Annotated in this window: 12 protein-coding genes and 1 pseudogene; 10 read left to right on the top strand and 3 right to left on the bottom strand. The window is 38.1% G+C overall.

The window, feature by feature from the left end; translation table 11 throughout:
* Window positions 1-43 precede the first annotated feature (43 nt).
* The 3 genes from FTT98_RS08495 to FTT98_RS08485 all read left to right on the top strand — a co-directional run bounded on the left by FTT98_RS08495 (window position 44) and on the right by FTT98_RS08485 (window position 4,364).
* Window positions 44-1,672 (top strand): long-chain-fatty-acid--CoA ligase, encoded by a 1,629-nt coding sequence (locus FTT98_RS08495; protein ID WP_180177259.1) that lies wholly within the window; start codon window positions 44-46, stop codon window positions 1,670-1,672.
* 239 nt (window positions 1,673-1,911) lie between these two features.
* Window positions 1,912-2,799 (top strand): DMT family transporter, encoded by an 888-nt coding sequence (locus tag FTT98_RS08490; protein ID WP_180177258.1) that lies wholly within the window; start codon window positions 1,912-1,914, stop codon window positions 2,797-2,799.
* Window positions 2,800-3,065: 266 nt separating this feature from the next.
* Window positions 3,066-4,364 carry an MgtC/SapB family protein gene (locus tag FTT98_RS08485; RefSeq protein WP_180170519.1) on the top strand — a complete coding sequence of 433 codons (1,299 nt, stop codon included), beginning with the start codon at window positions 3,066-3,068 and terminating at the stop codon, window positions 4,362-4,364.
* Window positions 4,365-4,387: 23 nt separating this feature from the next.
* Here FTT98_RS08485 and yddG read toward each other — a convergent pair whose 3' ends face one another.
* The gene (gene yddG, locus FTT98_RS08480) at window positions 4,388-5,311 is read right to left on the bottom strand and encodes an aromatic amino acid DMT transporter YddG (protein WP_180177257.1); all 924 of its coding nucleotides are present in this window, start codon (window positions 5,309-5,311) and stop codon (window positions 4,388-4,390) included.
* 265 nt (window positions 5,312-5,576) lie between these two features.
* Here yddG and FTT98_RS08475 point away from each other — a divergent pair, with 265 nt between their 5' ends.
* The 7 genes and pseudogenes from FTT98_RS08475 (at window position 5,577) to FTT98_RS08445 (ending at window position 11,881) form a co-directional block, all read left to right on the top strand.
* Window positions 5,577-5,972, top strand: a complete 396-nt coding sequence (locus tag FTT98_RS08475) for a hypothetical protein (RefSeq protein WP_257230195.1) — start codon at window positions 5,577-5,579, stop codon at window positions 5,970-5,972.
* 500 nt (window positions 5,973-6,472) lie between these two features.
* Window positions 6,473-7,405 (top strand): IS5 family transposase, encoded by a 933-nt coding sequence (locus FTT98_RS08470; protein ID WP_180177255.1) that lies wholly within the window; start codon window positions 6,473-6,475, stop codon window positions 7,403-7,405.
* A gap of 477 nt (window positions 7,406-7,882) precedes the next feature.
* The gene (locus FTT98_RS08465) at window positions 7,883-8,449 is read left to right on the top strand and encodes a hypothetical protein (RefSeq protein ID WP_180177254.1); all 567 of its coding nucleotides are present in this window, start codon (window positions 7,883-7,885) and stop codon (window positions 8,447-8,449) included.
* Between the two features lie 96 nt (window positions 8,450-8,545).
* Entirely contained in the window at window positions 8,546-9,508 is a 963-nt protein-coding gene (puuE, locus tag FTT98_RS08460; RefSeq protein WP_180177253.1) for an allantoinase PuuE, read from the top strand.
* Window positions 9,509-9,651: 143 nt separating this feature from the next.
* Entirely contained in the window at window positions 9,652-10,155 is a 504-nt protein-coding gene (uraD, locus tag FTT98_RS08455; RefSeq protein WP_180027189.1) for a 2-oxo-4-hydroxy-4-carboxy-5-ureidoimidazoline decarboxylase, read from the top strand.
* Entirely contained in the window at window positions 10,152-10,472 is a 321-nt protein-coding gene (uraH, locus tag FTT98_RS08450) for a hydroxyisourate hydrolase (protein ID WP_180023718.1), read from the top strand. Before uraD ends, uraH begins: the two co-directional genes overlap by 4 nt.
* 30 nt (window positions 10,473-10,502) lie before the next feature.
* Window positions 10,503-11,881, top strand: a pseudogene (locus tag FTT98_RS08445) (nucleobase:cation symporter-2 family protein).
* Window positions 11,882-12,090: 209 nt separating this feature from the next.
* Here the strand turns inward: FTT98_RS08445 and FTT98_RS08440 are convergent.
* Together FTT98_RS08440 and alc are read right to left on the bottom strand one after the other, a co-directional pair.
* Window positions 12,091-12,591, bottom strand: a complete 501-nt coding sequence (locus tag FTT98_RS08440) for an ureidoglycolate lyase (RefSeq protein WP_180170524.1) — start codon at window positions 12,589-12,591, stop codon at window positions 12,091-12,093.
* An 89-nt stretch (window positions 12,592-12,680) separates the two neighbouring features.
* The gene (gene alc, locus FTT98_RS08435) at window positions 12,681-13,688 is read right to left on the bottom strand and encodes an allantoicase (protein ID WP_168379621.1); all 1,008 of its coding nucleotides are present in this window, start codon (window positions 13,686-13,688) and stop codon (window positions 12,681-12,683) included.
* Window positions 13,689-13,698: the final 10 nt, after the last annotated feature.

Genomic DNA, 13,698 nt, shown 5'->3' with positions numbered 1-13,698 from the left:
CGGAAAAACAACAACTCAATATGGATGAATGTGGGAGCAAAGAATGCTTGGTAATATGATGTTTAAACCGCTTTTGATTAGTAGCATGATTGAACATGCGGGTCGCTATCATGCGGATAGTTTAGTCATTTCAAAAAATACAGACTCGACGATTACGGAAACCACTTGGGGTGAAGTCCATAAAAATTCAAAACGATTTGCCAATGTTCTTGCATCACTCGGTTTAAATTTAGGGGATCGTGTTGCGACCATCGCTTGGAATAACCATCGTCACTTAGAGTCTTGGTACGCTATTTCAGGTAGTGGTTATGTATGTCACACCATTAATCCACGTTTATTTCCTGAACAATTAATTTTTATCATCAATGATGCCGCAGACCGCGTCATGTTATTTGATAAAACCTTTTTGCCGTTAATCAAAGCAGTAAAACCACTATTAAAATCTGTTGAACATTTTATTTGTTTAGATGCACCGGATGCAGCAATTGTCGAAGCGGTGCCAGATGTTAAATTTTATGATGAACTTATCGCGGGACAATCTGCAGACTATACATGGCCAGAATTAGATGAATTATCGGCTAGTTCTTTATGTTATACCTCGGGTACCACAGGCAATCCAAAAGGCGTGTTGTATAGCCATCGTTCAACAGTCTTACACAGTTATGCGATTTGTATGCCGGATTCATTAAATATCTCAGCGCGAGATATTATGATGCCTGTTGTGCCGATGTTCCATGTCAATGCATGGGGTACGCCATATGCTGCGGCAATGGTGGGATGTACTTTAGTGCTGCCAGGCCCAGGTTTAGATGGTGCGAGCCTAACGCAAATGATTGATGACTATAAAGTATCTGTTGCATTGGGCGTTCCAACGATTTGGCAAGGTTTAATTAATGCTGCGCAGCAAGCGGGTAGTCAGCTCCAGAGTTTAGTGCGTAATGTAGTTGGTGGATCTGCTTGCCCACCTGCGATGTTAAAAGTATTTAAAGAACAATTTAACTGTGAAACGATTCATGCTTGGGGAATGACCGAAACCAGTCCATTAGGTTCTTCAAACCAGTTTAAAGCCAAACATTTGTTATTATCTGAAGAAGAACAATTACAAGTACGATTGTCACAAGGTCGTCCGCCATTTGGGGTCGATTTACGTATTACCGATGAAGAAAACGGTACACACGAAGTTGCACGTGATGGCGAAACGACGGGTAATTTACAGATCCAAGGGCATTGGATTATTGGCAATTACTTTGGCAAAACAGAGTCTGCATTAACCTCAGATGGTTGGTTTGATACAGGGGATATTGCAACTCTTAACGAAGACGGTTTCTTAAAAATTAGTGACCGTTCAAAAGATTTGATTAAATCGGGCGGTGAATGGATTTCTTCTGTTGAGTTAGAAAATTTAGCTATGGGACATCCTAAAATTGCAATGGCGGCAGTGATTGCAGCGACCCATCCGAAATGGGATGAGCGTCCTGTATTGATTGCGATTAAAAAGCCAGATGTCGATTTATCTGATACAGAAATTTTGGATTATTATGCAGATAAAGTTGCTAAATGGCAGGTACCTGATAAAGTGATTTTCGTGGATGCTATTCCTTTGAGTGGAACAGGTAAAATGCTGAAAAAAGATCTACGTGAGCAATTTGGTGCTGTATTACTAGAAAGCTAACTTAATGTAAGTTACTAACTATATTGGTAAAGAGCAAAACGCAAAGGTGACATGCCTTTGCGTTTTTTTATAAAAACTTCCCTTTCGATACATACCAAGTTCTTAATATCAGGTTTTTAAATAAATTTTTTTCAACGAATCCATAACCAAGTTCAATGAATAATCTAGCCGTGTTGGGTCGCATTCAATTCAATAAAAGCGTAAATTGATGAGGCATCCACCGTTAAACCACCTTTCTTATGTTTCCAGTTTGGATCTTATTCACTTTAATGGCTGCTTTTATGCAGTCATGGCGCAATGCATTTCAAAAGCAACTCAGTACCACTGTTGATGTGTATGGTGTCACCCTTGCTCGGTTTATTTTTGGACTCCCATTTGCCTGCATTTATTTATTTGTACTGTACCAACAACAGCCTGTGAGTCAGGTAACCACATTTATACCTATGTTTTGGGTCTATGTGGTGATTGCAGGACTAAGTCAAATTTTAGCGACGATTTTAATGGTCTTGCTTTTTAAACAAAAGAATTATGCCATCGGCGTCGGTTTAGCGAAAAGTGAAGCCATATTTGCGGCCATTGTTGGGGTGATTTTCTTAAGTGAACATTTAACTTTATTTGGTTGGATTGGTGTTTTGGTTGGTGGTGTTGCCGTTTTTCTTTTAAGCAAAGGTTCTCAACGACAAAAATTATCTCTGCCAACGTTATGCATTGGTGTAGGGAGTGGATTAAGTTTTGCTATTACCTCTTTATTGGTTCGTGAAGCCAGTTTAGAGCTAAGTGATTTACCGACTTTGCATCGTGCGGCGTGGGTGTTGTTGAGTGTAATTGGCTTTCAATGTGTGATTATGCTGCTGTACCTCAGTCTATTTAGCCGCAAAACGCTCATTGCCATGTGGGAGAGAGTCGGTATGACCTTTCGCGTTAGTGTCTGTAGCTTTCTAGCGTCATTGGGCTGGTTTACTGCTATGAGCATGCAAACGGTTGCGATTGTCAAAACCCTAGGTCAAATCGAAATCTTATTTAGCCTCTTAATCTCTGCATATTTCTTTAAGGAAAAACTCGCAAGAACCGATCATTGGGGATTAGCCCTTGTGGTGATTGCGGCCATTATGGTGATTTGGGCTTAATCTGTGCTTTAAACAGTCATGAAGGCAAATAAAGGCCGAATTTAAGTCAGTTTTTCGAATATATTTTTAATTAAAATATGAGAAAAATTAATGTTTACTAAGATATTTATCATGGAATTGTTTATGATTTAAAAGATGATTAAACTTTGAACATGATTGAAAATGCTCAATTTGTCCAATTTATATATTTATTTTTCGAATTTTAGCGTTAATTTTTTTTATTTATATTACCAAAATAATCAATGTTTTGATGGGAGGGCTTAAATTTGGAAATACTCATACAAACATTATCCTTCCCCGCATTGTTAACGATTTTAGCTTCGGCTTTAGGCTGTGGATTGCTCATCGGTTTGGAGCGTCAACGTAACAACAATTTAGACAGTGAACAGAGCTTTGCCGGTTTACGCTCATTTACCATTTGTGCATTGTTAGGAGCACTGTGTTTTTTAATCCATTTAGCTGTTGGTGTGCTCGGTGCAATTGTCGTCAGTATGTTTAGCTATTATGGATTAAGCCAACAAAAACAAGATATTGGAACAACCACTGAACTTGCTTTTGTCATGACTTATTTAATCGGCGCCGCTTGTGTTTTTAATATTCCATTGGCTGCGTGTTTGGCTGTGGTGCTGACCCTCATATTATTTGGAAAAAAAGGCTTACATCATTTTGCAGCACATTGGATCAAAGACTATGAGTTAAGAGATGGGGTCTTTTTACTGGCATTGATCCTAATTGCCTTACCTTTAACTCCAAATCAAGCCTATTGGGGTTCAGTATTAAATCCCTATGTGATTTTAAAATTACTGATATTGATCTTGGTGGTGCAGTCATTAGCGCACATCGCCAAGCGGCTTCTATCTTCTGATAAAGCGATTATCTTATCGGCCTTGGCATCAGGTTTTGTGTCGAGCACAGCAACAATCGCAAGCTTAGGCATGGAAGTACGAGCAGGAAAAGCCAGTGCCAAAAGTAATGCAGGGGCAGGACTTTTTTCATGTGTTGCGACATTGGTTCAACTCTTGATCATCGTCCTTGGGGTGAGTTTTGCATGGTTTAAAATATTAGTTATACCAAGTATCGTCGGCATCTTGATATTGGTCCTTGCTGCGCTATATCTGATTTATGGCTCATCTCAAGTTCAGCATAATAAAGAGACAGAACCCGAAAAACTTTGTGTAGAAGCGAATGAACCAGCGCCGTTAGAAAATACCGATAGTCGAATGTTTAGCTTAAAACAGGCGGCAATCATTGCCATCACGCTCACTTTGATCCAAGCACTTGTGTATGGATTAAATCTCGCTTTAGGTGATAAAGGATTAATTTTAGGGACATTATTAGCATCACTCTTTGAAGTCCATGCAGCTATGGCAACCGTTGTGATGCAAGGTAATATCGATAATTTGACACTGGTTTATGCTGTGGTGATTGGATTATCAGCCCATGCAATTTCAAAATGTGTGAATGCATTTCTCACAGGTGGCTGGAAATATTTTCTATATTTTGCACCAACACAGTTACTTCATATGCTGTGCCTAATCGCGGTTTTGTTATTCAGTTTAAGATAAATGAGCCAAGTGACTGCTTCATATTATTCATGGCGCAATTGCATTAATTTGGCTTTTATTTGTGGCCAGCTGGTTGAAATCCAACATACCAGCGAACCGAATGTCACTAAAATGGCACCATGCCAAAAACTTAAACTCAGTGGTGTCTGTAATATAAACATTGAAATAACCGAAGAAAAAATCGGACTAAAATACGATAAAGTCACCAATATCGTAATATTGCCTTTAATAATACCTACATTCCACGCTGCATAACCCAAAGCGGTTACAATGGACACGGTCAACATATACATACCGGTATGTAAGTCTACGGCAGGCATTCGCGGAATACCGTGAAATATCAACATTTTTAGCCATAGCATAATCGTGATCACGACGAAAAAGAATGAAATAGGGTTATGTCCAAGACTGTATTTACGTGTAATCACACAGTAGAGTGACCATAAACTCGCTCCCATAAAAGCAAGAAAATAGCTTAATGGATTAGACTGAATGTTCGTAAAGACTGTAGACCAGTTAAAACTTCCATTACCCGTTTGGATCAAAATGATGCCACCCAAACTAATGACTAAACCAATGATTACGAAAAAGTTAAATTTTAATTCTTTAAATAAAATTAACGCGGCAATTGTCAGACTCGGCCATAAATAATTGACTAAACTGATTTCAATCGCTTGTTGAGCAGTTTGAGCCAAAGCAATGGCATACGAAAAACACAACTCATAAATCACAAATAAAAGGGTGGCGTATATCAAAAATTGGCGCGGAACCAGTTTAAGGTTTGGAATTTTAAATAAGAGCAATAGAATAATTGCGCTCAAGGTATACATAAAGAGCACAGCAAGATCAGGGCTAATACTGAAACTAATTTTCTTAAGTAAACCAACAATAGAAGACCATTGTAAGATTGCACTGAATCCAATCAGCGTTGCAAGATTTTTGGACATGATTGCTCGAAGATTTCGCAAATGGCGAATGAATTTTTAATTTTTATTATAGTCTTTATTCAGTCGTTTAGTATAAGCGTGAAATTATCAAACTCTATTTAATTAAAAAGATTTAGAGCTCGTCGTACGTCAAGAGCAGCATGGCGATGAACTAGGTTTAGGTTCTGGTTTATTAACACAAGATTTAAAATTTGGTCAATATATTCATACCTGTATTCGTGCGAATCCAAATTTTCACTTAGCAGAAGGCGTTCACTCTGCGATTTTGATTTGCAATGGCTCAGGAATGGCGAGTTTGCTTTCACATCTAAGGCAACGCGTCGCAACGGTGCACTATCAAAACTGGTTTATTTATGGTGAACGTCAACAAGCTTTCGATGCAATTTTTGCTGATGAACTGCATGAATTACAAAACCAAGGTAAAATTTCAGAAATCGATCGGGTATTTTCTCGTGATGGATTTGCTGAAAAGTATGTGCAAGATGTCCTAGTTGTAAAAAAAGCTGAATTGATTGATTGGCTAGAGCAAGGGGCTTGTCTCTATATCTGCGGCAGTTTGAATATGGCTAAAGCGCTAGATGCCACTTTGCAAGAGATACTGGGCATTGAACAACTGCATACACTGCGTAAAGCAGGTCGTTACCGCCGTGATGTGTATTAAATAATTGATGTCTACTGAAGAGGTAAAGTAATGATGCAGTTCGTAATGAGATGGATCGATAGTTTAAAAAGGAATAATAATGGATAAATTTGTAATTAGAGTTTATCACGATTATAAAAGGCTAATTATAGCTATTTTTTTTATTATTGAGTTTTTGATTTTTTTAATAAAGTATTACTTTTTTGGGGTAGGTTTCTGGAGTTTTATTGGTGCAGTAGTTTTTTTTATTATCTTTGTTGATCTAATTTATAATGGGAGTTATTTGTTGATCGGGAAGATAAAAAAAGAAAGTGAAGTTTATGAATATTATATTAGGTTTATCTATATTTTTGTAATTTATTTATTTTCAATATATTGCATTGTTGAGTGAAGAGTAAAATTTAAAAATTATGAGTAAATATTTTTTTTAATATTTTGTAGAGTTTTGCTCGTTTATGGCTCTATTGGGCTTTGTTGCACAAACCTATCTGTAAAGGCTTTTTCAGCGATATAATTTTCAAATGAAGAAGCTTACACACAAAATCTACCGCACAACCAATTGGCCCGCATATAACCGAGCACTCATGAGTCGCGGAAATATTGCCATTTGGTTTGATCCTGCTACGCAATGGTATGCTCCATCAAAAGGCAAACAAGGGCGAAATCAAACCTACTCCGACGCAGCTATCCAATGCTGCTTAATGATTAAATCCTTATTCCGTCTATCTTTACGTATGGTCACTGGCTTTGTGCAAAGTCTGATTAAACTTTGTGGATTAAATTGGACCGCACCAGATTACAGTACGCTTTGCAGAAGACAAAAACATATTGATATTGTAATCAGCTACCAAAAAAGTAGCGATGGGCTGCATCTACTCATAGACTCTACAGGCATGAAGTTTCTAGGTGAGGGCGAATGGAAGCGCAAGAAACATGGACCTGAATATCGTCGCCAATGGCGTAAACTTCATATTGGTATAGATGCTGAAACCCTTCAAATACGCGCCATTCAACTCACTACAAATAATGTGAGTGATTCACAAGTGCTTGGTGATTTACTCGATCAGATTCCACAAGATGAGCAGATTGACTCTGTTTATACCGATGGAGCTTATGACACCAAGCAATGCCGTCAGGTCATTGCAGATCGGCAAGCGCATGCGGTGATTCCACCTAGAAAAAATGCGAAACCATGGAAAGATATAAAGAGTAGCTCGCTAGAGCGAAATGAATTACTTCGAACAGTTACACGTTTAGGCAGGACACTATGGAAAAAATGGTCAGGCTATCATCGGCGAAGTTTGGTTGAAACTAAGATGTACTGCATTAAATTATTAGGAGATAAACTCAATACAAGGAGTTTTGATAGCCAAGTGAATGAGATACATACACGTGTAGCAGTCCTCAACAGATTTACGGAATTAGGTCGACCACTTACCCAAGTTACGCCTTAAATTTGGCTCAATTAGGGGCGTTTTGCATTTCCAATCTTTGTGCAACAAAGCCATTCTCCAAAGCGTGGATTAATCAATTGCAAGCCAATCTTATTGTTTGAATCTTTTATTTGGAACTGAGTGAAAAATGACTTATGAATATAAATTAATTTTCAGAGTTAAGTGTTTTGATTTTACAAAGATATTTGATCATGATGCTTTAAATTTATGTATTTTTAAGTATAGTTATACCATTAAAAAATTTACAAGATTAAAAAATCAATGAGAATGCATATTTTTTTAAATTCCTTACTTACGATGTATTGTTCAATTTCAATATTTATGGTCATTTTTATATATTTTTTATCTAATTGGCAAATATGGGAAAAACATTTTACATTCATTGGCTTAATATCATTTTTAATACTGGCAATTTGTTTTTACTTTAAATATAACGAAAAATTGAATGATGATGATATTTTGTTCAAGCAGTTACCAATGAAATTACGGTTGCCAATAAGTACTTCAACTATACTATTTTTAAACATAAATTTGGGTTTTATCTTATTTATATTGGCAGTGCTTACAATAGTAATTACAGCTAATATATGGTTTATTACACTTTGTATTTTTATTATTTGGAATGCAATAATTTGTCATCCTCATATTTGGTTTGTAGATTCAATTGATTTAAAACAAGATATAAAAAATAAAACAAACGAATTTGAAATTCTAAGACAGGAGAAAGGTGATTTTGAATATTTAAATGATGGTTTCACATACACTATAACTGGGCCTGAAATAAGCACTAAAACTATATTATGGAAAGATATTCAAAGTATAGATGTCGTACGCCAAGATCTTGGAACCATTGATGAGATTCAACTCTATATATTGTGTTCAAATACAATCATTTATATTGCCGAAAATACACCGGGTTATTACTATTTCATTGATCAACTGCATCAGAATTTTCCAGAAATAGATGAAATTTGGCAAATTTCAATCATTGCAGATGATTCAGGGCAACCATTCAATATTTTAAAAAAAGGCAATGGTCATTGATATGAAAAGCTATTTAGCCGTCTACGACATTGGCGCATAATTTGCTTGTTTCTACCTAATTTTTTACTGTTTGATATAACAAATTAGGAAGTTGAAGTGACTACAGGCTACTTACGTGGACAAGACTTAATTGACCAGATCCAACAACAGGATTATTCCAGAGACCTAATTGGATATCATGGCGATGTACCTCAAGTCGTATGGCCTAATCAGGCACGTATCGCAGTGCAGTTCGTGTTGAACTATGAAGAAGGTGGAGAAAACCACATCGAACATGGGGATGCAGGATCAGAACAATTCTTATCCGATATTATTGGAGCGGCCAGTTTTCCTGCCAAACATATGTCGATGGACTCGATGTATGAATATGGCTCCAGAGCCGGTTTTTGGCGGATTCATGAAGAATTTAAAAAACGTGATTTACCCATGACGGTCTTTGGCGTTGGTATGGCTTTAGCACGCAATCCTTATATTGTCGATGCGATCAAACAAACCAATTATGATGTCGTTTCACATGGTCAACGCTGGTTACATTATCAGGATATGCCGATAGAGTTGGAACGTCAGCACATGGATCAGGCAATTAGTGTGCTTGAAGCATTATTTGGAAAGACGCCTATTGGTTGGTACACAGGGCGTGACAGTCCCAACACACGTCAGCTATTGGCTGAATTTCCGCAAATTAAATATGACTGTGATCACTATGGTGATGATTTACCTTTTTGGAGTCGTTTGACAAATGAAAATGGTCAAACCCGTCCTCATTTAATTATTCCTTATACACTCGAAAGCAATGATATGAAGTTTTGTTCACCGGGTGGTTTCAACAGTGGTGAACAATTTTATCAATATCTTAAAGATGCTTTTGATGTGCTATATGAAGAAGGTGAAAGCGCGCCAAAAATGTTATCGATTGGGATGCATTGTCGTATTTTAGGGCGACCAGGCCGTTTTAAAGCACTACAACGATTCTTAGATTATGTGCAATCACATGAAAAAGTGTGGATCTGTCGCCGTGGTGATATCGCGGAACATTGGTATACACATCATGCAGTCTAATAAAAAAATAGTTGGATAAAGAGGAGCTTAGCTCCTCTTTTTTTAGGCCTGTACATAGGTAACTGACATCATAGACCTAGGTTGGCACTGATATTGCAAAACTAAATTTGAACAATCATTCAATAATTTTAGGCGATTTTATAGTGCAACTTGTTGAATTTAATAAAGCATCCGAAGCAGATGTAAAAACTTTTTTAAAGCACTGTGTGCAAATTGAAGGCTGGGCAGAACACATTGTGGCGCAGCGTCCTTATACCTGTGTCACGCAAATCACAGAGCAAGCAGTAAAAGCTGCAAATGCTTGGACTTGGGATGAAATCAAAAATGCTTTAGATAACCATCCACGGATTGGTGAAAAAAAGGCACAGGCAGAATTAAGTTGTTTGGAACAACAATTTTCAAATCAAGAACAGTCTGAAATTTCAGCAGATGAAGAAACTCAATTTGCATTGCTCAAAGGCAATGTCGCGTATGAGAAAAAGTACGGATACCTCTTTTTAATCAAAGCTTCTGGCCTCAGTAGTGAAGATGTACTACAGGCGCTGCAATATCGATTATTGAATGATCCTGAAACCGAAAAACGAATTGTTCATCATCAACTGGCTGAAATTGCCTTATTAAGATTAAAACAGGAGCTTAGCGCATGATTAGCTCACATATTTTAGATACCAATCTAGGCAAACCCGCAGCAAACGTCAGCATTCAATTATTTAATGCACACGGAGAGTTACTAGGTTCAGCCCAAACCAATGCAGATGGTCGTGTCAATGATTTTGCGCTGAAGGACTTTACAGCAGGTGCTTATAGCCTTGAATTTGCGACTGCTGAATATTTTCAGACTTTAAATACCGAAACCTTTTTTCCAAAAGCTGTGATTCATTTTTATGTAAAAGATGCCTCGCAGCATTTTCATATTCCTTTACTCATCAGCCCATTTGCATATTCAACGTATCGTGGCAGCTAAGAGCAAAGTTAAAAAATAGGGGATATAAAAATGACAGAACAAAATAAAACAGTTTCACCAGAACATGAATATTTAGGCGCAGGGAAAAGCCTTGCCTATGGACTACAGCATGTATTAACCATGTATGGCGGTATTATCGCTCCGCCATTGATTATTGGTACAGCCGCGGGACTTGAACCTGCGCAGATCGGTTTATTGATTGCGGCGGCGCTTTTTGTCGGTGGCTTGGCGACCATACTACAAACCGTCGGTGTGAAATATATCGGTGCAAAATTACCCTTAGTACAAGGTGTTTCATTTGCAGGTGTGGCGACGATGATTGCCATAGTAACCGCAGGCGGTGGCCTTTCTGCTGTTTATGGTGCGGTGATTGTTGCATCTCTAATTGGCTTTTTCCTAGCACCTTATTTTTCAAAAATTATTCGTTTTTTCCCACCGATTGTGACAGGCTGTGTGATCACCGTGATTGGTCTTTCATTGCTTCCTGTAGCGGTACGCTGGATGATGGGGGCAATAATAAAGCACCAGACTGGGGAAATGCTGAGAACATCAGCTTGGCATTTTTAACTTTGGGTATCGTGATAGCGCTGAATTTAACACGTAATGCAACCATCCGACGTTTATCTATTTTGTTAGCCATCGTCTTCGGTACAGTGCTCGCTTATACCTTTGGCTTTGGAGATTTTTCTAAAGTTGCAAATGGTAACTGGATTCAATTTCCAAGCTTCTTTGCTTTCGGTATGCCAACTTTTGAGTTAAGTGCCATTATTGCCATGCTGATCGTAACTTTAGTGATTATGACTGAAACGACGGCAGACATTATTGCTGTCGGGGAAATTGTAGGTACCAAAGTGGATGCTGAGCGTATTACCAATGGCTTACGTGCAGATATGCTATCTAGTGCAGCAGCGCCAATTTTCGGTTCATTCATGCAAAGTGCTTTTGCACAAAATGTCGGTTTAGTAGCGATTACAGGTGTGAAAAGTCGCTTTGTTGTCGCAGCGGGTGGAATGATTTTAGTCGTATTAGGCGTTCTACCAATTATGGGGCGACTGATTGCAGCGATTCCAGTCCCTGTATTAGGTGGTGCTGGTTTAGTTTTGTTTGGAACGGTTGCGGCAAGTGGTATTCGTACCTTGGCGAAAATTGACTATAACGAGCAAAAGAACCTCATCATTGTTGCGACTGCAATTGCAGCAGGGATGATTCCAATTATCGATCATTCTTTCTATGCAAACTTCCCGAAATGGGTGCAAACACTCTTTCACTCAGGTATTAGTTCAACTTGTTTGATGGCGATTATTTTAAATATTGTGTTCAATCATTTGAATTTATTTAAAAATAAAGAAGTGAATATGAGCAAAGATCAGGTTAAAAACCCAAGCATGGCGATAGATGTGCATCATTAATCATGGCAGATCTTGGGTCTTGAACCATACGATGATTCATAGAATATAGTTTGTATCGAACAATAAAGCCCTCGAAGTAGAGGGCTTTTTTATTGCGATATTTTTTAATTAAACTATATCAAGAGGTGAAATAAATTATGTATTAACAGATGGTTAGATGGTTAGATGGTTTTTAGTCTATTTAACTCTAAGTATTTAAGCTAAATACATTAATTTGAAATGTGAATAGGCATTGGGAACTGGAACACATCACAATTATGCCCAGTCCCAATACGATCGATGACGGCAAAGCTACTTGGTGCTTCGAGTGTCAGGAGAGGATGATGCCATGTTCCTGCACGATAGTTGACTCCTTGGCTACCATCAGTGATGAAAGCACATAGCTGTGTAAGATCGGGGCTGTGATCATCCAACGCAGGTGCAACTACCACTAAAAAAGCCTGTGCTTGCATTGGAATAAACGCTTGTGAGCCGTTGGGATGCCGCTCTAACATCGAAATCGTAAAAGGCAATTCAGTGGTTTTGATATTTCTAAAGATGCTAATTCCAGCAACCGCATCACCTGAAATTTCTGTTTCTACGAGGGCATGATATCGCTCTGTATGTGCATCATTGATGTGGAAAAAATCATGTCCAGTCGTACAAATAACCTCACCAAAAGGTGCAAAGCCTTCAATACTTAGAGCTTGTATTTTTATGCTGTGTGTCATGTTTAGATATCTTATAGGGCATTTAATTAAAAAAATTGAAACCATACACATAGGAAGCACGAAGGCTTCCTATTTTATCAATATTGCAATTAAGGATGTATTTTTCCCCATAACCGTATGCGACTAATCCCCCCGTCAGGAATCATATTGATGCGGATATGCGATATTTTTTCATGCTTTAAAATCTCACTGACGAAGCTATGAATGTGATCCATCTGCATGTCTTGTGAATCTAGCAAAAACGGCCAGAACATACTTTGCGGAATCAGTTGAGGGTCAGTGGCATCTTCCACATAAATAGCTTGTATGGACACTTGCGCAGGGAAGTTGCCTTTAAAATGGGCAGTATCAATATCAATTTTCTCTATTGCACCAGATTGACCCAAAGCCAAAATACACCAGTCAAAACCTGGTGCACGGCGACGTTTAGTTTCCCAACCATCTCCCATATTGATACCACGACCAGGGTTAATTAAGTTTCGTGGATGTCCAAAATGAGCATCACTATAAGCAATTACGCGTCCACCATTTTCCAGTGCAACAAGGTCTAATGTGCTCGTACTGTCTTGAATTTGAACCTGAACTTCACCATAGACTTTAAATCGTGCAATACCACCGTCTGGATATATATTTAAACGTACATGGGTAAAAACCTGATCATTTGAGACCTTCAATATATGGTGTTGGCTCGGGCCCAATACGGTATTGTCTAAGATATTGACCCATGCTGCCTGTGCTAGCTCACCACTTGGTGCAAAACAGGCTTCAACTGATGCGGAAGCTGGATAATTCCCTGTAAAGAATGTTGTATCAATATCTAAGGCTTGAATTCGACCAGCAACACCGAGTTGCATAATTGCCCAATCATAACCTGCAAGGCGTTTACGACGCGTTTCCCAACCATCCATCCATTTGCCATGATCATCAAATTTATCTTCGACAAAGATAGGTGCATTAAATTGAAGCATGCGTTTTGCTTCTGCAAAAAAATCATCTGAACATTCAAGTATTTTTGCACCAATACGGTCATCTGCTAAATTTGTAAGTGTCTGTAATTGTGCAGGAATATCAAAACTAGGTGCAAGTAAAGTTGCCATATATAAAATC

Source organism: Acinetobacter sp. YH12039 (assembly GCF_013420015.1).
Taxonomy (GTDB): Bacteria; Pseudomonadota; Gammaproteobacteria; order Pseudomonadales; family Moraxellaceae; genus Acinetobacter; species Acinetobacter amyesii.
Note: the sequence above shows the minus strand (reverse complement) of the source record. Positions and strands in the feature narration are given on the sequence as shown.

Excerpts from the sequence above, each read along its gene's own strand:
- FTT98_RS08495 (WP_180177259.1), top strand. The coding sequence starts at position 44 with ATGCTTGGTAATATGATGTTTAAACCGCTTTTGATTAGTAGCATGATT.
- yddG (WP_180177257.1), bottom strand. The coding sequence starts at position 5,311 with ATGTCCAAAAATCTTGCAACGCTGATTGGATTCAGTGCAATCTTACAA.
- alc (WP_168379621.1), bottom strand. The coding sequence starts at position 13,688 with ATGGCAACTTTACTTGCACCTAGTTTTGATATTCCTGCACAATTACAG.
- FTT98_RS08440 (WP_180170524.1), bottom strand. The coding sequence starts at position 12,591 with ATGACACACAGCATAAAAATACAAGCTCTAAGTATTGAAGGCTTTGCA.
- FTT98_RS08465 (WP_180177254.1), top strand. The coding sequence starts at position 7,883 with ATGAAATTACGGTTGCCAATAAGTACTTCAACTATACTATTTTTAAAC.
- uraH (WP_180023718.1), top strand. The coding sequence starts at position 10,152 with ATGATTAGCTCACATATTTTAGATACCAATCTAGGCAAACCCGCAGCA.
- FTT98_RS08490 (WP_180177258.1), top strand. The coding sequence starts at position 1,912 with ATGTTTCCAGTTTGGATCTTATTCACTTTAATGGCTGCTTTTATGCAG.
- FTT98_RS08470 (WP_180177255.1), top strand. The coding sequence starts at position 6,473 with ATGAAGAAGCTTACACACAAAATCTACCGCACAACCAATTGGCCCGCA.